Annotated in this window: 17 protein-coding genes; 3 read left to right on the forward strand and 14 right to left on the reverse strand. The window is 74.2% G+C overall.

From position 1 onward, the window contains the following. Positions 1 to 48: 48 nt before the first annotated feature. The 3 genes from BN6_RS19320 to BN6_RS19330 all read right to left on the reverse strand — a co-directional run bounded on the left by BN6_RS19320 (position 49) and on the right by BN6_RS19330 (position 2871). Positions 49 to 636: a LutC/YkgG family protein gene (locus BN6_RS19320; protein WP_015101391.1), complete on the reverse strand. Its 588-nt coding sequence runs from the start codon at positions 634 to 636 to the stop codon at positions 49 to 51. Continuing rightward, positions 633 to 2039, reverse strand: a complete 1407-nt coding sequence (locus tag BN6_RS19325; RefSeq protein WP_015101392.1) for a lactate utilization protein B — start codon at positions 2037 to 2039, stop codon at positions 633 to 635. Before BN6_RS19325 ends, BN6_RS19320 begins: the two co-directional genes overlap by 4 nt. Before the next feature lie 79 nt (positions 2040 to 2118). Further along, a complete protein-coding gene (locus BN6_RS19330) occupies positions 2119 to 2871 on the reverse strand; it encodes a (Fe-S)-binding protein (protein WP_041317370.1) in 753 nt (250 codons plus the stop codon). A gap of 70 nt (positions 2872 to 2941) precedes the next feature. Here BN6_RS19330 and BN6_RS19335 point away from each other — a divergent pair, with 70 nt between their 5' ends. Next, positions 2942 to 3643 (forward strand): FadR/GntR family transcriptional regulator, encoded by a 702-nt coding sequence (locus BN6_RS19335; protein ID WP_015101394.1) that lies wholly within the window; start codon positions 2942 to 2944, stop codon positions 3641 to 3643. Between the two features lie 83 nt (positions 3644 to 3726). On the opposite strand, the gene BN6_RS19340 is transcribed toward BN6_RS19335, so the two are convergent. Both BN6_RS19340 and BN6_RS19345 read right to left on the reverse strand, forming a co-directional pair. Then, positions 3727 to 5211, reverse strand: a complete 1485-nt coding sequence (locus BN6_RS19340; protein WP_015101395.1) for a carboxylesterase/lipase family protein — start codon at positions 5209 to 5211, stop codon at positions 3727 to 3729. 31 nt (positions 5212 to 5242) lie between these two features. Continuing rightward, positions 5243 to 5884, reverse strand: a complete 642-nt coding sequence (locus BN6_RS19345; protein WP_015101396.1) for a TetR/AcrR family transcriptional regulator — start codon at positions 5882 to 5884, stop codon at positions 5243 to 5245. A 154-nt stretch (positions 5885 to 6038) separates the two neighbouring features. On the opposite strand from BN6_RS19345, the gene BN6_RS19350 reads away from it, so the two are divergent. Next, positions 6039 to 7532, forward strand: coding sequence for a long-chain-fatty-acid--CoA ligase (locus tag BN6_RS19350; RefSeq protein ID WP_015101397.1), 1494 nt, complete (start codon positions 6039 to 6041; stop codon positions 7530 to 7532). Between the two features lie 131 nt (positions 7533 to 7663). Here the strand turns inward: BN6_RS19350 and BN6_RS19355 are convergent, their stop codons facing one another. Both BN6_RS19355 and BN6_RS19360 read right to left on the reverse strand, forming a co-directional pair. Then, positions 7664 to 10342 carry an RNA repair domain-containing protein gene (locus BN6_RS19355; RefSeq protein WP_015101398.1) on the reverse strand — a complete coding sequence of 893 codons (2679 nt, stop codon included), beginning with the start codon at positions 10340 to 10342 and terminating at the stop codon, positions 7664 to 7666. Then, positions 10342 to 11982, reverse strand: a complete 1641-nt coding sequence (locus BN6_RS19360; RefSeq protein WP_015101399.1) for an RNA ligase family protein — start codon at positions 11980 to 11982, stop codon at positions 10342 to 10344. The genes BN6_RS19355 and BN6_RS19360 overlap by 1 nt, the downstream gene beginning before the upstream one ends. A gap of 149 nt (positions 11983 to 12131) precedes the next feature. Here BN6_RS19360 and htpG point away from each other — a divergent pair, with 149 nt between their 5' ends. Next, a complete protein-coding gene (gene htpG / locus BN6_RS19365) occupies positions 12132 to 14003 on the forward strand; it encodes a molecular chaperone HtpG (protein ID WP_015101400.1) in 1872 nt (623 codons plus the stop codon). A 450-nt stretch (positions 14004 to 14453) separates the two neighbouring features. Here htpG and BN6_RS42135 read toward each other — a convergent pair whose 3' ends face one another. From BN6_RS42135 to BN6_RS19395, 7 genes are all read right to left on the reverse strand, one after another. Beyond that, positions 14454 to 14774 (reverse strand): hypothetical protein, encoded by a 321-nt coding sequence (locus BN6_RS42135; RefSeq protein ID WP_015101401.1) that lies wholly within the window; start codon positions 14772 to 14774, stop codon positions 14454 to 14456. Between the two features lie 137 nt (positions 14775 to 14911). Then, positions 14912 to 15154 carry a helix-turn-helix domain-containing protein gene (locus tag BN6_RS43920; RefSeq protein ID WP_197540288.1) on the reverse strand — a complete coding sequence of 81 codons (243 nt, stop codon included), beginning with the start codon at positions 15152 to 15154 and terminating at the stop codon, positions 14912 to 14914. Positions 15155 to 15181: 27 nt separating this feature from the next. Continuing rightward, the gene (locus tag BN6_RS19375; RefSeq protein ID WP_015101403.1) at positions 15182 to 16021 is read right to left on the reverse strand and encodes a TauD/TfdA dioxygenase family protein; all 840 of its coding nucleotides are present in this window, start codon (positions 16019 to 16021) and stop codon (positions 15182 to 15184) included. A 19-nt stretch (positions 16022 to 16040) separates the two neighbouring features. Then, positions 16041 to 16808: an ABC transporter ATP-binding protein gene (locus BN6_RS19380; protein ID WP_015101404.1), complete on the reverse strand. Its 768-nt coding sequence runs from the start codon at positions 16806 to 16808 to the stop codon at positions 16041 to 16043. Further along, complete coding sequence (locus BN6_RS19385; RefSeq protein ID WP_015101405.1) at positions 16801 to 17817, reverse strand: taurine ABC transporter substrate-binding protein; 1017 nt, start codon at positions 17815 to 17817, stop codon at positions 16801 to 16803. The genes BN6_RS19380 and BN6_RS19385 overlap by 8 nt, the downstream gene beginning before the upstream one ends. Before the next feature lie 23 nt (positions 17818 to 17840). Then, entirely contained in the window at positions 17841 to 18656 is an 816-nt protein-coding gene (locus BN6_RS19390) for an ABC transporter permease (protein WP_015101406.1), read from the reverse strand. Between the two features lie 817 nt (positions 18657 to 19473). Beyond that, positions 19474 to 20106 carry a DsbA family oxidoreductase gene (locus BN6_RS19395; protein WP_015101408.1) on the reverse strand — a complete coding sequence of 211 codons (633 nt, stop codon included), beginning with the start codon at positions 20104 to 20106 and terminating at the stop codon, positions 19474 to 19476. Between the last annotated feature and the right edge of the window lie 24 nt (positions 20107 to 20130).

Below are 20130 nucleotides of genomic sequence, written 5' to 3' on the forward strand. Positions count from 1 at the left end.
CGAACGGCCGGTGGGACACCGACAGGTGACACCCCGGTTTCCGTGGGGTCAGAGCGCGACGACCACGACCAGCGTGCGGGGGCCGTGCACGCCCTCGACCCGTTCCAGCTCGATGTCGCTGGTGGCCGACGGACCGCTGATCCACGTCTGGGTGCGGACCCCGGCCAGGGCGGTGACCGCGTCGGGCACGTCGGCCACGATCCGGTCCCGGGGCACGACCACCAGGTGGTAGTCGGGCAGCAGGGTCAGCGCCCGGACGCCCTGGTCGGGGGCGTCGTGGTCGAGCACGATCGTGCCCGTCGCGGCCACCGCCACGTGGCAGCCGGTGACCACGGCGTCCGCCGCCTCCGCCGACGACGTGCGCACCTGCGCCGGCACCCACTCGTCCGGCACTCCCGGCGGGGTCACCACGGCGGACGCGCCGCGTGCGCGCAGGGCCTCGGCGACGGCGGCCGGCACGTCGGCGGCGGGCACCGCGTGGACCTCGGCCCGGTAGTCGCGGACCCGCTCGGCGAACAGCTCGACCTCGCCGGGCCCGCGCTCGCGGCGGTAGTCGTGCGGGACGACCGGCGCGGCCGGGCGGTCGGCGAGCGCGCGGGTGACGCGGGCCAGTACCTCGTCGCGGGCGCTGCTCACCGGGACTCCCACCAGTCGCCGAAGGTCTGCCGCGGCGGCCGGGGCAGGTCGCGCGCGTCGGTCCAGGCCGACAGCGGCGGGGGGAGCCGTCCGATGCGGTCGCGGCGGCGGCCCAGCGCCCGGCCGAACCGGCCCGCGCGCAGGACCCGCCGCCACCGCTTCGCGTCGGACATCACCCACGCCACGGCGCGCATCGCCGCCGCCTCGGCGTTCACGCCCTCGGACTCGGTCACCTTCTCCCGCAGGTGCACCAGCATCGACGGGATGTCGATCGCGACCGGGCACACGTCGTAGCAGACGCCGCACAGCGACGACGCGAACGGCAGCGTCCGGTTGTGCTCCACGCCGGTCAGCTGTGGTGACAGCACCGCGCCGATCGGGCCGGGGTAGACCGACCCGTAGGCGTGGCCGCCGGTGCGCTCGTACACCGGGCACGAGTTCAGGCACGCCGAGCACCGGATGCAGCGCAACGCCGCCCGCCCGGCCGGGTCCGACAGGGTGGCCGCCCGGCCGTTGTCCACCAGCACGACGTGGCCGGTCTGCCCTTCGGTCGGGCCGGTCCACACCGACGTGTAGGGGTTCATCCGCTCGCCCGTGGACGAGCGGGGGAGCAGTTGCAGGAACACCTCCAGGTCCTGCCACGTGGGCACCAGCTTCTCGATGCCGACCACGCTGATCAGGGTGCGCGGCAGGGTCAGGCACATCCGGCCGTTGCCCTCGGACTCGACCACGACCAGCGCGCCGCTGTCGGCCACCGCGAAGTTGGCGCCGGACACCGCCACGTCCACGGTGGTGAACTTGTGCCGCAGGTACTTGCGCGCCGCCTCCGCGAGCGCGCGCGGGTCGTCGGTCAGGTCCGGGTCCACGCCGGGCATCTCGCGCCTGAACAGGTCGCGGATCTCCGCGCGGCCCTTGTGGATCGCGGGCACCAGGATGTGGCTGGGCTTGTCGTCGGCGAGTTGCACGATCAACTCGGCCAGGTCCGTCTCGACCGCCCGGATGCCGGCCGCGGCCAGCGCCTCGTTGAGGCCGATCTCCGCGGTGGCCATGGACTTGACCTTGATCACCTCGGTGCTGCCGGTCGCCGTGACCAGGTCGGTGATGATCCGGTTCGCCTCGGCGGCGTCGCGCGCCCAGTGCACGGTGGTGCCGCGCTCGGTGAGCGCCGCCTCCAGCCGCAGCAGGTGGGTGGGCAGGTCGGCCAGCACGGAGTCCTTGATCGCCGCGCCGGCGGCCCGCAGCCGCGTCCAGTCGGGCAGTTCCGCGACGACCGCCGCCCGCTTGGCCCGGATCGTGCCGGTGGCCTTGGTCAGGTTGCGCCGCATCTGCGCGTTCTCCAGGCCGGCGCGCGCGGCCACCGGGAACGGCTCGCCGCTGAGCGTGGGCATGCCCAGGAACGTCATCGCGCCCCCTCCGCCGGTCGCTTCCCGATGCGCGCGGTCGGGGGTGGCTCGCTGCGGGGGGTGGTCACGGCGGGGGAGGTCATCGCGCCACCTCGGCGGGCCGGTCGGCGGTGCTCGCCAGGACCTGGGCCAGGTGCAGCGGACGCACTCCGGCGCGCAGCCTGCTCAGGCCGCCGCCGATGTGCATCAGGCACGACGAGTCGCCCGCCGTGAGCACCCGCGCGCCGGTGTCGAGCACCGCCCGCATCTTGTCCGCGAGCATCGCCGTGGACGTGTCGGCGTTCTTGACCGCGAAGGTGCCGCCGAACCCGCAGCACGTCTCGGCGGCCGGCAGTTCGACCAGGTCGATGCCGCGCACCTCGCGCAGCAGCCGCAGCGGCCGGTCGCCGACGCGCAGGACGCGCAGCGAGTGGCACGTGGGGTGGTAGGTGACCCGGTGCGGGAAGTACGCGCCGACATCGGTCACGCCCAGCACGTCGACCAGGAACTCCGACAGCTCGTAGGTCCGCTCCGCGATCCGCTCCGCCTCGTCGCCCAGGCCGGCGTCGCCGTGCGCACGGGCCACGTGGGCGTGCTGGTGGCGGACGGACCCCGCGCACGAGCCGGACGGGGCCACCACCACGTCGGCGTCCGCGAACGCCCGCACGTGGTTGCGCACGATCGGCAGCGCCTGCCCGGCGTACCCGGTGTTGACGTGCATCTGGCCGCAGCACGTCTGCCCGCGCGGCACGACGACCTCGTGGCCGAGGCGTTCCAGCAGCGCGACGGTGGCCTTGCCGACGTCCGGGAACAGGCCGTCCACGAGGCAGGTGACGAACAGCGCGACTCTCACGGCGTCCACACTAGGCTGTGTGGTCAGACCACACCAGGGCTGTGGTCCGACCACACGGAGGAGGCGTCGGGTGAACGGTTACGCGGCCGTGCTGCGGCACGTCGAGGACCAGCTCGCGGCGGGCCGCCTGACCGTCGGCGGGCAGCTGCCCGCCGAACGGCGGCTCGCCGAGCAGCTCGGCGTCAGCCGGCCCACCGTGCGCGAGGCGATCCGCGTGCTCCAGGCCCTCGGCGTGGTGCGCAGCGGCGTCGGGTCGGGCCCGGACGCGGGCACCACCGTCATCGCCGACCCGGCCGGCGGCCTGGGCACCGCGCTGCGGCTGCACCTGGCCACCCGCCGGCTGCCGCTGGCCGACCTGGTCGGCACCCGGGTGATGATCGAGGGCCACTCGGCACGGGCCGCCGCCGGCGTCCGGGACTGCGCCGAGCTGGACCGCGCCGCCGACCTGCTCGACCGGATGGACGACCCGGAGCTGGACGCCGACGCGTTCCACCAGCTCGACGCCGATTTCCACGTGGCGCTCACGGCGGCGGCGGGCAACGCGGTGAACACCGCCGTGATGGCCGCCCTGCGCGACGCCATCCACACCACCGTGCTCGACGCCGTCGCCACGCTCCCGGACTGGAACCGCACCGCCGTGCGGCTGCGCCGTGAACACCGGGGCGTGCTGCGGGCGATCCGAGCCGGTGACGGCGACACGGCGGCCCAACGCGTCACCCGGCACGTAGAGGGCTTCTACCGCGAATGGGCACGCCACGCGGACCCGGCGTAACGCGCGGATCTGGCGTGAAGTGGGTCCGCGTGCTGCGGGGCTCTCGCGGCGGCGGAGACTCCGGGGGAGCGGCGGTAACCGCACTAGCGCTTGCCGTCCCACAAAGCGCGGGCGTGAGGGCGGGGGTCGTCCACGACGGTCGACGGGGTGTCGAAAACCATCGTGGCGCGGCGCGCGGTGTCGTACTCGGGCCAGCCAGGGTCGCCGGTCGTCACGAACGACACCCAGGCCGCGTGCACGGTGTCGGCGAGGTCCTGCGGCGGCCCGTCGCCCAGCAGCGGCGCGACTGCCGGGTCGGCCAGGTTGTCGAAGACGAACGGGATTTCCAGGCTGTGGCACGCGCCGAGCCGGCCGTCGAACGTCGGCGGTCGCCAGGCGAACTCGTAGACGTGCGTGCGGCCGGTCGCGCCGGCGCGCGCCTCGGCCAGCCGGATCGCGGGCAGCCGGTAGAACCAGTCGGTGGACAGGTCGGCCATGATGTCGCCCGCCGACGCGTCGGCGTCCTCCGCGCGGTACGCGGCGAGCGCCTCCTGCGGGTCGAGGCCGTAGCGGGCGGCGGTGGCCAGCAGGAGCGGCTCGCCGATCAGGCCCTGCATCCCGGTCGGCACGGTGAAGAACCGGAACTCGTCGCGGTTGGTGCCCACCAGGACGTCCACCCCCGCGCCCGCGCCGGCGGCGATCGCCTCGATCGGCGGCACGGGTAGCAGGTCGCCGTCCACGACGGGTTCGAACGGCATCACGTTCAGCGCCACCTCGCCCCACTCCGCCGGATCCGGGGTGACCTGGCCGCGCAGCTCCTGCGCGGCGGCGGTGAGCCGGTCCAGCGGCACGGCGGCCAGCGCCTCGCGGGTCGCCGGGACGCCGAGCACCCCGGCCAGCCGGTGGGCGACGGCGCGGGCGGTGTCCGGGCCGAGCACGTGGTGCGCCGCGCCGCTCTGCAACGCGGCCCGGTGGAACAGCCCGGCCGAGAGCGGCGCGGAGAGCAGCGCGCCGATGCCCATCGCCCCGGCCGACTCGCCGAACACCGTGACGGCGTCCGGGTCGCCGCCGAACGCGGCGATCTCGGCGCGCACCCAGGCCAGCGCGGCGAGCTGGTCGAGCAGGCCGAGGTTGGCCGGGTCGCCGCGCTCGCCCAGGTGCAGGAAGCCGTCCGGGCCCAGCCGGTAGTTCACCGTCACGCAGACCACGCCGTCGCGGGCGAACCGGCCGCCGTCGTAGAGCGGCACCGAGCCCGAGCCGTTGGCGAACGCGCCGCCGTGCAGCCACACCGCGACCGGCCGCCGGCCGGCCGGGTCGGGCGTCCAGACGTTGAGGTTCAGGCACTCGTCGCCCGGGATGTCGACCTCGGGGATCAGCGCGTCGAACGGCGGCGTGTACGGGGCTTTCGGCGCGGTGGGCCCGAACTCGACGGCGTCGCGCACGCCCTCCCACGGCTGGACCGGCCGCGGTGGCAGGAAACGGTTCGGGCCGAACGGCGGCGCGGCGTACGGGACTCCCTTGAACACCGCGATGCCGTCGTCGGTCGTGGTGCCGCGCAGGACGCCGTGGCTGGTCTGGACGGTGGTCATCGGGGTGCCTTCCTTTGCCTGGTCGGGGTGGTCAGCTGTCGAGGCCGACGATCCGCAGCGCGAACCGCGCGTAGTGGTCGGCGACCACGTCCGCCGGGTACGGCTGGTCCGGGCCGAACCACTGGGCGACCTGCATGTCCATGCCGCCGATGGCGATGGCGGCCAGCGTCGGGTCCGGCACGGAGAACGTCCCGTCGGCCACGCCCTGCGCCATCACGTCGTGCATCAACCGGCGGCACGCCTCGCGCAGCTCCAGCGACGGCGCGAGCTGGGCCGGGGCCAGCGCGTGCAGCTCGCTGTTGGTCACCGCGGCCAGCAGCGGGTAGCGGGCGTGCGCCAGGACGTGCGCGCGGACCAGCGCGGCCAGTTGCGCCGCCGGGTCGGCCTCGCAGCGGCGCAGCGCGTCGGTCAGCCGGGTGTGCAGCTCGCGGTGGCCGATCAGGACCAGCTCGGCGAGCACGTGCTCCTTGGACGGGTAGTGCGAGTAGAGCGTGGCGGAGTTGATGCCGACCCGGTCCGCGAGCCGGCGGATCGACGTGCCGTGGAAGCCGGTCTCGGCGTAGAGGGCGAGCGCGGCCTTCAGGATCCGGCCGCGGGTGCCCGCCGGGGTCACGCCCTCGGGCAGCTCGGCGGCCACCGCCGCGACCCGGCGCGGCTGCCAACCCTCGTCCACGTGCGCCTCCTTGGTTCAACACCGACCGATCGATCGGCGGTGTGGCGTCAAACACGGATGTTATCGTAAAAGTGAGCCAACCGATCGATCGGTAGGCACCGCTTGAGCCGCGTGTCGGCGATGTCGGAGGAGACCGCGCATTAGCAGTCCGGACGTGAACCTCGCCTCGATCCTGGTGGCCTCGGCGGCCCGCTTCCCCGACCGCGCGGCCGTGAAGCTGGACGACGTCGTGCTCACCTACGCCGACCTCGACGCCGCGAGCGCCCGGACCGCGTCGCTGCTGCGCGAGGCGGGCGTGCAGTCTGGTGACCGGGTGGGGTTGCTGCTGCCGAACGTGCCGCACTTCGCGGTGCTCTACTACGGGATCCTGCGCGCCGGCGCGGTCGTGGTGCCGATGAACCCGCTGCTCAAGTCGCGGGAGATCGAGTACCACCTGGCCGACTCCGGCGCGGCGCTGCTGCTCGGGTGGCACGAGTTCGCCGAGGAGGCGGCCAAGGGCGCGCGGGCGGCCGGCGCGCGGTTCGTGCCGGTCGAGGCCGCCGGGTTCGCCGAGGTCCTGGCCGGGGTGCCGCCGCTGCCGGGGGTCGAGCCGCGCGAGCCGTCGGACACGGCGGTCATCCTCTACACCTCCGGCACCACCGGCCGTCCCAAGGGCGCGGAGCTGACCCACGACAACCTCACCCGCAACACCGAGGTCACCCGCACCACGCTGGTGCGGCTCAGCGAGCACGACGTGATCTTCGGCGGCCTGCCGCTGTTCCACTCGTTCGGCCAGGTCGTCGGCCTGAACTGCGCGATCTCGGCGGGCGCGGGCCTGACCCTGCTGCCGCGCTTCGACCCGGCCAAGGCGGTGGAGATCATCCGCCGCGACCGGGTCACGGTGTTCGCGGGCGTGCCGACGATGTACGGCGCGATGCTGACCGTGCCCGAGCGCGGCGGCTGCGAGTCGCTGAGGGTCTGCGTGTCGGGCGGCGCGGCCATGCCGGTCGAGGTGCTGCGGGCGTTCGAGGACGCGTTCGGCTGCACGCTGCTGGAGGGCTACGGCCTGTCCGAGACCTCCCCGGTGGCCTGCTTCAACCACCCCGACCGGCCGCGCAAGGCGGGCAGCATCGGCACGCCCGTCGCCGGCGTCGAGATGCGCGTGCTCGACCCGGCGGGCCGGGAGGTGCCCGACGGTGACACCGGCGAGATCGCGGTGCGCGGCCACAACGTGATGAAGGGCTACTGGCGCAACCCCGAGGCCACCGCCGAGGCGATCCCGGACGGCTGGCTGCGCACGGGTGACCTGGGCGTGCGCGACGAGGACGGCTGCTTCCGGATCGTGGACCGCAAGAAGGACCTGATCATCCGGGGCGGGTTCAACGTCTACCCGCGCGAGATCGAGGAACTGCTCTACGAACACCCCGCGGTGGCCGAGGTCGCCGTGGTCGGCGTCCCGCACCCGCTGCACGGCGAGGAGGTCGTCGCGGTGGTGGCATTGAAGGCCGGTTCGGACACCACGCCCGAGGAGTTGCGCGAGTTCGCCAAGTCCCAGGTCGCGCCGTACAAGTACCCGCGCGCGGTGCAGATCGTGGACGCCCTGCCCAAGGGACCGACCGGCAAGATCCTCAAGCGCGAGATCACACCGACCGTCGACGTCCTGTCCTGAGCGCGGCGGTCGCTCAGCCCACGAGGCCACCCCGGACACCGGCAGCCCGCAGGAGAGCAGTTCCGCCCCGGGCGGTGTCGCACCGGCGAGCCGTCTCGGTAAGCGCACCCTGAAGGCCCGTGGCCGGCGGCTCAGCGCAGGGTCGGCACGTCCCCGTTGGCCACTCGGACCACCTCGACCCCGGTCAGCCCGGCGCGCCACCCCGCGACCAGCCGGCCCAGCTCGGCCACGTCCGGCGGGCGGCGGCCCAGCCCGATCGCGAACCGCACCGCGTCCCGGTCGCGCTCGAACGGCCGGGGCCACGCGTCCGCGTCCGCCACTCCCGCCGTCTCCAGCGCGGTGAGCAGCGCCCGCAGCCGGCCGCGCACCGGGCCGACCCGGTCGTGCGGGACCGTCACCACGGCCCACGCCGCGTGCACCCGGTGCAGGTCCGGCGGCGTCGCCAGGTCCGTGCCGCCGGCTTCGACGACCTCCCACGCCCGGTAGAGCTCGGCGGTCAGCAGGTCCCGGAATCCGGGCCCGACCTGCTCGGTGCACGAGCGCACCGGGGCGGCGGGCGTCATGATCGTGACGGGCGCCCCGGTGCGCTCGGGCACCGCGCCGAGACCGATCGGGTCCCGCCAGTCCCACGCGGCCCACGTCCCGAAGAACTCCGCGAGCCCGCCGCCGTCGAACCCGTCACCGGCGTCGAGCACCGTCCGGGCCGCCAGCACCGCCCAGCCCACGCCCGGGACCCCGCCGAACGGCGCGGAGTCCAGCCCGCGCGCCCGCGCCCACCCCTTCACCTCCCGGGCCAGCCGCCGGAACCGGTCGACCCGGTCGCCCACGGCGGCGAGGACCGCCTCGGCGTCGCCGAGCGAACTCCACGCCGCCGGGTTGCCAGCCACCGCCACGGTCAGGTCGACCCCCAACCCGCCCACGTCCAGCCGCCACCCCGGCGACCGCGCTCCGACCACCGGTCGCAGCGCACTCGCCGCCGGCAGCGCCACCCGCACCCGCTCCGCCACAGCGTCCGCGGCGGAAGCGACGGTGATCAGGTCGAGGTCGCCGTCGGGCAGCGCGCAGCCCGTCCGCCGCGACCCGACCACGTGCACCTCGCCCAGCGCCGCCGCCAGCACGCCGGCGACCCGGTCGGCCACCGCGTCCAGCGACGGGCCCGGCGGGTCGGCCTCCTCGGCGCACCAGCGGACCTCGCCGGTGCCCAGGGCGACCGCGAACCGGGGCCGCATCGGGCCGTCGCCGCGCCGGGACAGCACCACCACCTCGTCCACCCGGTCGGTCCGCGCGCCGACCTGCTCGGCCGCCCGCCGCGAGCGGCCGACCGTAAGGTGCGGGGTGAAGCCGTCGCGCGTCGGGCAGCCCGGGAAGCGCTGGCGAACCGCGTCGTGCAGCGCGGTCCACGGGGCGGCACCCCCCGCGGCCGGGTCGAGCCACACGACGTCACGCTTGAACTCCCGCACGCCGTCGATCCGCACCTGGAACGGCGGCAGCTCGGCGACCGCGTCGGCCAGCAGCGGCGCGGCCCGCTCGAAGTCCGACTCGGGCACGAAGCCGAACAGCAGCGTCACGTGCGCCGGCCAGCGGTCCGCGCACGGGTCGTGCTCCCGGCGCAGCCGCTCGACCTCCGCCCACGGCCCCGGCAGCCACACCACGGCGGTGCGCGGTGTCGGCTCCACGTCGAGCACCCCGGCCGACGCCGGCGGGGCCAACGTCGCCAGCACCCCGAAGTGGTCCGAGGCGTAGCGCCCGTCCACCGGCCGGTCGCCCACCAGGTCCGCCACGGCGCAGCGCAGCCGCCCGCGCACCAGAACCCGGTCCAGCCGGGCCGCCCGCCCGGTCAGCGACGACACCGCCGCCAGCGGGTTGACCACCGGGTCGAAGGTCGGCGGCTCGTCGGCGCGCGCCTCCAGCCACGCGTCGCGCAGCCCGAGCGCGGCGGCCGGCCGGCGGGTGCCGTCGTTGAAGTCGCCGACCAGCACCACGTCGCCGGCCACGCCGGCCAGCGCCTCGCCGATCCGGGCCAGCTGGGCCCGCCGCTTGCCCGCACCGTTCGCGGTGTGGTCGCTGGTCAGGTGGGTGGCGGCGACGACCAGCGGGCCGGCCTCGGTGGCCACGACGACCGCGGCCACCGCCTTGTGGGCGCTCAGCGGGAGCCGCCCGGCCGCCAGCACCGGCAGCCTGCTCAGCACCACCACTCCGGTGCGGTCCACGTCCGGCGCGGTCGGGTCGACGTCGAGCGCGTAGCCCGCCCGCACCCACGGCTGCGCCAGCAGCAGCGCCATCAGGTCGGGCTCGACCTCCTGGAGCGCGATCACGTCCGCGTCCGCCGCCGCGAGCCCGGCCAGCAGCAACGGCCGCCGGCGCGCGGTGTCGACCAGTTCCCGGTCGTACCGGTCCCACAGGACGTTCCAGGTCAGCACCCGCACCGCCGCCGGGGACACGGCGCCACCCAGTTCGGCATCACCCAGTTCGGTGCCACCCGGCTCGGCGGGCACCCAGCCGCGCGCCGGGTCCCACGCGTGCGGCGTGCTCGCGGTGAACACCGACGGGTTGAGCAGGCGCGGCGCGCGCACCCGCCCCGCCGCCGATTCGCCGACCCGGTCCACCCCGGTCTCCCGGTCCCACACCGCTTCGCCGTCGGCCTCCACGAACAGCACCCGGTGCCACGGCACGTCGCCGCCGGGCGTGAACGTGGGCAGCGGGACCCGCTTGGGCGGCAGCCCGCGCTGCTGGACGCCGAGCACGAACCGGGCCGGGTCCAGCCTCGGGTCCCAGCGGATCTGGTGGTAGACCTGCTCGCTGGTGCGCATCACGGCTCCTCGTCGGCGATCTCGCCGGCCGCGCCCACGTACCAGGTGCGGTGGGCCTGCCACGGGTAGGGCGGGTCGAACCGGCGGGCCTGCGCGGCGAGCACCTGGCCCGGCACGGGGCACGCCCGCGACCCGTTGCGCCGCGCCGCTTCCTGCTCGCCGACCAGCAGCACGGCGTGCGTCAGCCACGCGTCGTGCCGGCGGGCGACCGCGTGCACGGCCACCCGCTGCCCGGCGGTGAGCGAGGTGGCGTCCCACACGACGGTCCGGTGCGCGCGCAGCGCGGCGCCCAGCCGGTCCAGGCCCTCCCGCAGCACGCGGGCGTTGTCCCGCTGGTCGGACCGGTCGCCGGCGTCCTCGCGCAGGTCGTCCAGCGACACCCGGACGTCCACGTCGGGCAGCCCGGCGGCGAAGGTCGACTTGCCGCTGCCGGCGAACCCGCAGGTCTGGATCAGGGTCGGGAAGTCGCCGGACCGCCACCGCCAGGTCACCGCCTCCGCCTCGGCCACGTCGAGCACCCGCCCGGCGCGGATGCTCGCGTCGCGCGCCTCGGCCCGACGGCGGCCGTGCAGCGCGGCCCGCAGGCCGTCCCAGCGGCCGACCTCCTCGGCGTGCAGCGCCGACCACGCCACCTGCTCCCGCGCGTCGCGCTCGCCGGGCGGCAGCACCGCCGCCGACACCGCGTGCAGCACGGCCAGGTCGACCGCCGTGGACAGCCGCAGCAGGCCCCGGCGGCGCGCCTGGTCCGGGAACGGCTCGTGCGGCAGCCGGTGCAGGCCGACCAGGTCGCCGACCCGCCGGGCGACCCCGACGCCGACCGGGCCGGCCAGCGCCGACATCACCGGTCCGCGCCGGTCGCCGTGCAGGGCCGCCGCCAGCACGCCCGCCAGCCGCGCGTCACCGGTCGCGCCGAGTTCGGCGGCGACCTGCTCGGCGGGCCCCGCGTCCCCGGCCACGCCGACGACCGCCATCAGGTCTGCGACGGCGAACGGCGCACCGGACCGGACGTCCCACAACACCGACGCCGGGGCCAGCCCGTTCGGCACGACCGGCGCGTTCATCCAGTGCGTGCTGGTCTGCACGTGCCGGGCGCGCACCCACTTCGCCACCCGCGACCCGAACTCGGCGCGGTCGAACCCGGCGACGGCCCGCACCACGAACCCCTCGCGCCGGTCGGTGTCGACCCGCAGCTTGCGCAACGCGCGCTCGTCGAAGACACCGCGCCACAACACCGGGGGAGTGGGCACGCCCACCCCGCGCAGGAACCGGACCGTGCCGTCCCAGTCGAGGCAGCGCTCGCCGTCCCAGACCGAGAAGCCGTAGAACCAGCTCTCCAGGTCCGAGTACGGCAGGGAGTGGCGCGCGTAGACGTTCTCACCGCAGATCCGCCGGCCGGGTGCGAGGTGCGGCGCGATCCGCCCTTGGAGCGCCTTGACCCACGACCGCGACGGGTGGTGCGCCGAATCCAGCGACCGCGCGTGCAGGCCGTCGGCGTAGAACGTGGTGTTCTCGCCGTCGAGCTTCTCGGTGACCACGACCTCCCGGCCGCGCAGCCCGTCCAGCCCGGTGACCCGCACGTCGTCCGCCGACGCGCCCGGCGACCACGGGAGGTGCGGCGTGCGCGGGTAGTGCGTGCGCATGGCGTTTCCCCTCCCCACGACCGGCCCGGTGGAATCGAGCTGAACCCTAGAGAGCACCGACACGCGTGATCGAACGGATTTCCGCGACACCGCGCCGCCGCCGGTCGTTACCATCGCTGGTCGACGGTGCACGGATCGAAAGGAAGAACGTGGAAACGCTGGAGTTCCAGTCAGAGGCGCGTCAGCTGCTGCGGCTGATGATCCACTCCATCTACTCGAACAAGGACACGTTCCTGCGCGAGTTGGTGTCGAACGCCTCGGACGCCCTGGACAAGCTCAGGCTGGAGACGTTCCGGGACAAGGACCTGGTCGCCGACACCTCGGACCTCCACGTGGCCATCGAGGTCGACCCCGCGCAGCGCACGCTCACCGTGCGCGACAACGGGATCGGCATGACCCGCGAGGACGTGGTCGGCCTGATCGGCACGATCGCCAAGTCCGGCACGGCCGAGTTCCTCCAGAAGCTCAAGGAGAGCCAGGACGCCGCCGCGTCCCAGGACCTCATCGGCCAGTTCGGCATCGGCTTCTACTCGACGTTCATGGTCGCCGACAAGGTCACCCTGGTCACCAAGCACCCCCGCTCGGTGGAGGGCGTGCGCTGGGAGTCCACCGGCGAGGGCACCTACACCATCGAGGACGTCCCGGACGTGCCGCAGGGCACCTCGGTGACCCTGCACCTCAAGCCCGCCGACGCCGAGGACCAGCTCGCCGACTACACCTCCACCGCGAAGATCACCGAGGTGGTCAAGCGGTACGCGGACTTCATCACCTGGCCCATCCGGCTCGCGGCGGCGGAGGAGGGCGGCGAGCCCACCACCGTCAACTCGCGCAAGGCGCTGTGGGCGCGGCCCGCCTCCGAGGTCACCGAGGAGGAGTACGCCGAGTTCTACCGGCACGTCAGCCACGACTGGAACGCGCCGCTGGAGACCATCCGGATGCAGGCGGAGGGCACCTTCGAGTACCAGGCGCTGCTGTTCCTGCCGTCGCAGGCCCCGTTCGACCTGTTCATGCGCGAGCGCAAGCGCGGGGTCCAGCTCTACGTCAAGCGGGTCTTCATCATGGAGGACTGCGAAGAGCTGATGCCGGAGTACCTGCGCTTCGTCAAGGGCGTGGTGGACGCGCAGGACCTCTCGCTCAACGTCTCGCGCGAGATCCTCCAGCAGGACCGGCAGATCCAGCTGATGCGCCGGCGGCTGGTGAAGAAGGTGCTGTCCACCGTCAAGACGATGATGGCGGACAAGGCCGAGTCCTACCGGACGTTCTGGAAGGAGTTCGGCGCGGTCGTCAAGGAGGGCCTGGTCGCCGACACCGAGAACCGCGACGCCATCCTGGCCGTCTCGTCGTTCGCCTCGACCCACGACGACGAGGAGCCGACCACGCTCGCCGCGTACGTCGAGCGGATGAAGGAAGACCAGCGGCACATCTACTACATGACCGGCGACTCGCGGACCGCGATCGAGCAGTCCCCGCACCTGGAGGCGTTGCGCGCCAAGGGCTTCGAGGTGCTGATCCTGACCGACCCGATCGACGAGATGTGGGTCGGCTCGGTGCCCGCCTTCGACGGGCGGGAGTTCCAGTCGGTCGCCAAGGGGCAGGTCGACCTGGAGACCGAGGAGGAGAAGGAGCAGGCGAAGCAGCGCGAGCAGGACTTCGCCGGGCTGCTGGAGTGGCTCACCACCACGCTGGCGGAGCAGGTCAAGCAGGTGCGGCTGTCCTCGCGGCTGACCACCTCGCCCGCGTGCGTGGTCGGCGACACGCACGACCTGACCCCGCAGCTGGAGAAGATGTACCGGGCGATGGGGCAGGAGCTGCCGCACGTCAAGCGGATCCTGGAGCTCAACCCGGAGCACCCGCTGGTGACTGGGCTGCGCGCGGCGTTCGACGGCTCGCCGGACCACTCGGCGCTGGTCGGCACGGCCGAACTGCTGCTGGGCACGGCGGTGCTGGCCGAGGGCGGCGACCTGGCCGACCCGCCGCGCTTCGCCCGCCTGCTGGCCGAACACCTCCAGCGCGCGCTGTGACGCGCCGCCGTCGCCCCGGCCCGCGCCGGGGCGACGGCGGTCCGCTACCTCCGCTCCGGCGCGGTGGTGCCGAGCAGCCCCAGGCCCGTGGCCCTGGGTGCGGGCGGTCAGCCGGCACAGCGCCACCCGGTTGCCGCGCACCGGCTCGTCGGGGTGAAGCACCGGGCACGACTCGAAGAACGCGGTGAACGTTCGCGCCAGGTCGTAGAACGACTCCCGACGAGTCCTCGGGGGTGAGCAGCACGCCCAGCCGCGCGTAGAGGTCGCCGAACGCGCTCTCGGACTCGGTCACGACCTCCCGCCACGCGGTGACCGTCGTCGCGGCGGCCCGGCCGTGGTGTCCGCGCGGGGTCCGGCGAGCGTGGCCGACGCCGGCGGCGGAACGGCGTCGTGCCCGTGCCCGGGAGGAGCGGGTCCGTCAGCAGGACGGCGGTGCGGTCTCGAACCAGGTCACTGCACGCAGGTCGCGCTCGCGGCCACGGTCGCGCTGTAGAGGGACGTGCTCGGGTGCTCGACGAGCTTGACGATCGAGTACCGCCAGCCGACGCAGTCGACGCCGACGGCGACGACCGCGCCGCGCGCGTACGAGGCGGCGAGTTCGATCGCCGCGTCGCTGCCCCGCGCGGATGCGCTCGACGTGGCGGACCGGGGCACGGTGTAGTCGGCGGCGGTCGCCGGGTGAGCGGTCGCCGGGTCGGTCGTCGCCGAGGCGGGCGTCGCCGGCAGCAGCAAGGCCGTGGCGATGACGGCCGAGAGGAAGAGGGGTCTCATGACGGCGATACTCGCAGTCCGGCACCTTGCCCGAAACGGCCGTTTCGGGCAATGGGCCTGCTCCGCAGCCAGGACCCTTCGACGGCACCCGCACTCCGCCGTGCGCCGTCGTCGCGCTCGCCTTCGGGGCCGCGACGTCAGCCGACGTCCACTGTGGACAGAGCGCGCCGCGACCGGACGCCGAGCTTCGGCAACGACCGATACCGGTGGTGCTCGACCGCGCGCGGGCTGACGAACAGCTGCGTGGCGATCTGCGGGCTCGTGCCGCCCCCCGCCGGTCGGACGACCTGGAGCTTCTGCGGGGTGAGACGGTCCCGCCGACGCGCCCGCGATCTCGGCGGCGAGCTCGCGTGGTTGCGCCCGGTTCGCCAGGGAATCACGCCCGTCAGCCCGGACGAGGACACGACCTAAACCCCGACCGGCACGTCTCCGCGCAAGGTGATCCGGTGCATCACGCGGCGTTGGTCGCCGTAGTCGTCCACCGCGTAGTGCGCCGTGCTCCGGTTGTCCCACACCACCACGTCACCCTCTCGCCAGCGGTGCCGCACGGTGAACTCCGGTCGGCCGACCGCGGCGAAGAAGACGTCCAGCAGTGCCCGGCTCTCCGCCTCCGACACGCCGAGCAGCCGCGTGGTGAAGCCGGGGTTGACGAACAGGCTCCGCCGCCCGGACTCGGGGTGCACCCGCACCACGGGGTGCTCGACCGGTTCCAGCGAACGGATGCGCTGTCCCTCCCACGTGTTGCCCTCGCCGCCCAGGCGCTCGTGCAGGTACTCCTCGAAGTCCTTGCGCCCGTCGTGCACCGCGGTCAGCTTGTCGGCCAGGTCGCGCAGCGGCTCGGACAGGAACAGGTAGGCCGCCTCCAGGTCGGTCCAGCACGTGTCGCCGCCGGTCGGCGGCAGGGTCACCGCCCGCAGCACCGAGCCGAGCGGCGGGCGGGCCATGAACGTGACGTCGGTGTGCCACACCGGGGCCTTGCCGCCGTCGCCCGCGTCGAGCACGTAGATCTCGGGGTGGTCCGCGTCCAGCCCCGGCACGACGGGGTGCGCCGGGGTCAGCTCGCCCAGCGCGGCGGCGAACCCGCGGTGGGCGGTCGGGGTCAGCGACTGGTCGGGGAACACCAACACCTTGTGCTCGACCAGCGCCGCGCGCAGCGGTGCGCCCGCCTCGGCGGACCGCACGCCGGCGAGGTCGACGCCGGTCACCCGCGCGCCGAGAACGGGCGTGAGCGGCTCGATCTGCGTCATGGTCCCGATTCCCCCTGGTTCAGGCCGCCACGGCGCGGACCGCGCCGGCCACCTCGCCGCGCAGGGCGGCGAACTCGGCCGAGCCGCGCAGCTCGTCGGCGGAGACACCCGTGCGCGGCAGCGCGACGGGCAGGTCCAGCGCGATCCGACCGGGCCGGTCGGACAGCACGACCACGCGGCTGGCCAGGTACACGGCCTCGTCCACGCTGTGCGTCACGAACACCACGCCCCGCTCGCCGTCGGTCAGCGACCGGACGTCCTCCTGGAGCCGTTCGCGGGTCAACGCGTCCAGCGCGGCGAACGGCTCGTCCATGAGCAGCAGCCGGGGCCGGGCGGCGAGCGCCCGCGCGATCGCCACCCGCTGCTGCTGGCCGCCGGAGATCTCCCACGTGCGGCGCGGCCCGAGTTCGGCCAGGCCCACCTGGTCGAGCAGGTCGCGGGTGCGCTGGGGCCGCGCGGCGCGCGGGACGCCCGCCCAGCGCAGCGCGGTGGCGACGTTGCCGCCCACGGTCTGCCACGGGAACAGCCTGGGCTGCTGGAACACCGTGCCGACGTCGCGGCCGGGAACCGGTGTCGCGCCGAGCACCCGGACCTGGCCGGTGGTCGGCCGCTCGAACCCGCCGACGAGCCGGAGCAGGGTGCTCTTGCCGGACCCGGACGGCCCGACCACGACCAGGAACTCGCCGGCTGCCACGCTCAGGTCCAGCGGCCCGAGAGCGGGCACGTCCACGTTCTTGGCCCGGTAGCGGTGCTCCACGCCGACCAGGTCGACCAGCGGCTCACCCACGCGGCACCCGCAGGGCCGCGCGGAACGCCGCCACGTCCGGCACCGATTCGACCTTCTTCTGCCGGTGCAGGAACTCCGCCGCCGCCCGGAGCTGGTCGGCGAGCTTGCCCGGCGCCTCGGCCGTGCCGAAGTACTCGGGCGCGCGCTGCTCGGCGTGGTCGAGGTAGATGTTCTGCTTGAGCTGCGCCAGCGCGTCGTCCACGCCCGCGCCGATCTGCCGGGCCACGGCCTCGGCCACCGCCCTCGGTTCGCTCTTGATCTTCTTGATGGCGTCGTCGGTCGCGGCCAGCCACTTGTCCAGCACGTCGCCGTTCTGCTCGACGAACTCCTTGCGCGCCACGGTGAAGGTCAGCGTCGGCTTGCCGGCGGCGGCGAGCCGGGCGCTGTCGGTGAGGGTGATCCCGTCCTGCTGGAGCACGCCGAGCACCGGCGTCCACACGTACGCGCCGTCGATGTCCCCGCGCTGCCAGGCGGCCTGGATGTTCTGCGGTTCGAGGTCCACCAGCGTCACCGACGCCGGGTCGACGCCCGCCTGCTCGAAGGCGGCCAGCAGGCTGTAGTGCGCGGTGGAGCTGAACGGCGCGGCGACCTTGCGGCCCGCCAGCCCCTTGATGTCGGTGATGCCGCTTCCCTTGCGCACCACCAGCGCTTCGCTGTCGCCGATCACGTTGAGCAGTTCCACCACCTGGTAGGGGATGTTCAGCGGCGGGCACAGCCCCGCGGCGGCCGGGCTGCTGCCGATGACGGCCAGGTCGATGGCACCGCCGAGGAACGCGGTGTTGATGCTCGCGCCGGAGTCGAACGACGTCCAGGCGATCCGGTGGTCGGGCAGCGCCTTCTCCAGCACCGCCTGGTCCTTGAGCAGCAGCGTGCTGTCCGCGAAGTTCTGGTAGGCGATGCGGACCTGCCGCCCGCCCGCACCGGACGACGACGAGCCGCCCACCCCGCACGCGGCCAGCACCGGCGCGGCGGCGAGCAACGACAGGACCGATCTGCGGGTGACGGGCATCAGGGGGCTCCCGGTGTCGGCGCTCACGCCCGCCCCCGCCACGGCGAGACGGCGCGTTGCAGCGCGAGGATGGCGGTGTCGATGAGCAGCCCGGTCACGCCGATGACGACGAGCCCGAGCAGGACGACCGCGGTCTGGTTGTAGCGCTGGGCGTTGAGGACCATGCCCCCGATGCCGTCCGCGCCGTTGACGGTCTCGGCGGCGACGACCGAGCTGTAGGCCACGCCCACGGCCAGCCGCACGCCGGTCAGGATCTCCGGCGCGGACGCGGGCAGCACGACGGTGCCGACGACACCGAGCCTGCTCGCGCCCAGCGCGTGGGCGGCCTCCACGTACTGCCGGTTCACGCCGGTCACGGCCGCCGCCGTGGCCACCGCGACGGGCGGGAACGCCGCCACCACCAGCAGGTACACCTTGGGTTCCTCGTCGATGCCGAACCAGATGACCAGCAGGCTGAGGTAGGCCAGCGGCGGCAGCGCGCGCAGGAACGTCACGAACGGTTCGGCCACCGCGCGGACCAGCGGGACCAACCCCATCGCCAGCCCCAGCAGGACACCGACCACGATCCCGTAGCCGGCCCCGTAGCCGACCCGGCGCAGGCTCACGCCGAGCCGCTCGACCACTGTGGACCCGGCGTACCCGCCCTGGCCGTTGCCGCTGTCGGAGGCGGCGAGCAGCTGCTCCCACACCCGCCCCGGGCCGGGGAGCACCGCCGGCGGCCAGAACTCGGCCAGCGCCAACAACTCCCAGATCGCGAGCAGCGTCGCCACCGCCGCGACGCGGACGAGGACCGCGCGCGTGGCGGACAGCGTGACGCGTCGCGTTTCCTTCTGGGCCATGGAAAACTCCGTGCCGAGGCGGGGAATCGTGGTCGGCGGTGAATGTACAGAAGTGCACATCGCCTGATCGAAATTCCCGCTCCGTGGACACCCGCGACGAAAGCCTTGCTCCGGAGGAGATCTCATGACATCGGCGCGAAGCCGTGACCCCGGCCGGCGGGAACGCATCGTGCGGCGGCCGAAGCCGGTGTGCCGCTGGGATCCACGACCTACCACTTCGCCGACCTGGACGAACTGGTGGAGGCGGCGGTGCGCCTGGTGGCGACGCGCAACGTGGCCCGAGTGCGTCGATGCGCAGACTCTCTTACCGCACAAGTGGATCTGAGTGCCGAGCTGTCGGACTTCCTGGTGCTGCCGGCACCGCGTGACCGGGGTGGTGGCCTACGAGCGTCTTCGCCCGGCACCTGCCCGCGTCGACGGCCCGCGCGCTGACCGCCCTGTTCAACGGCCTGCTGCACCAGGTATTGGTGTCACCGACCCGCCCGACACTCGCTGACTTCGCGCCCGCGCTACGCCTGCTGCTCGACCACGGCACCGGCCGGTCGCGCACCACGTGATCCGCCCGCTCCCACCGTCGATCCGAGGCCGGGTGCGGCACGGCTTCGGCAGCCCGAAGCCATGCGCGCGGGCTGTTCCCCGTCGCGGTAGGTGCCGTCCGGCGGCTGCTGGCGGTCATCGTGGTCGCGGGCTTGTCAGGCACGCCCGAGCCCGAGGGCTGTTCTACACCGGCCCCGGGTTGTCGCTGTGCGCGGACGCGGAGGTTCGCGAGGCGTGCCCTGTCCGGCGACAGCCGCCGCCGGACAGGGCAACTCCGGACTCAGGCGTGGGTGTCGGCCCAGGCGGTGGTCAGCGCTTCGGCGAAGGTCGCCACGGGCTGCGCGCCGGACACGCCGTACTTGCGGTCGATCACGAAGAACGGCACGCCGTTCGCGCCCAGCCGCGCGGCCTCGCCCTCGTCGGCCCGGACGGCGTCGAGGTGGGACTGCGGGTCCTCCAGCACGCCGCGCGCCTCGACCGGGTCGAGCCCGGCGTCCTTGGCGAGCGCGACCAGGGACTCGGTGGTGAACAGCGACGCGCCCTCGCCGAAGTGCGCGGTGAACAACTGCTTCACCAGGCGGTGCTGGAGGCCCTGCTCCCGGGCGAAGTGCAGCAGCCGGTGGGCGTCGACGGTGCTGCCGACCTCGCGGTCGGTCCGGTAGTCGAGACCTTCGCCGCGGGCCAGCTCGGCGACCTCGCCGTCCATCGTCGCGCCGCGCGGGCCGTACTTGGCGGTGAGCATGTCGGGCACCGACTCGGTCGCGCCGGGGGCGCGGGACGGGTCCAGCTCGTACGAGCGGTGCACGACCTCGACGTCGTCGGCGTGCCCGAACTCGGCGAGGGCCCGTTCGAACCGGGTGATGCCGATGTAGCACCACGGGCAGACGAGGTCGCTCCAGATTTCAACGCGCATGTGACTGTTCCTCAAGAGCACGGG

Origin of the sequence: Saccharothrix espanaensis DSM 44229, assembly GCF_000328705.1 — a bacterium.
Classification (GTDB): Bacteria; Actinomycetota; Actinomycetes; order Mycobacteriales; family Pseudonocardiaceae; genus Actinosynnema; species Actinosynnema espanaense.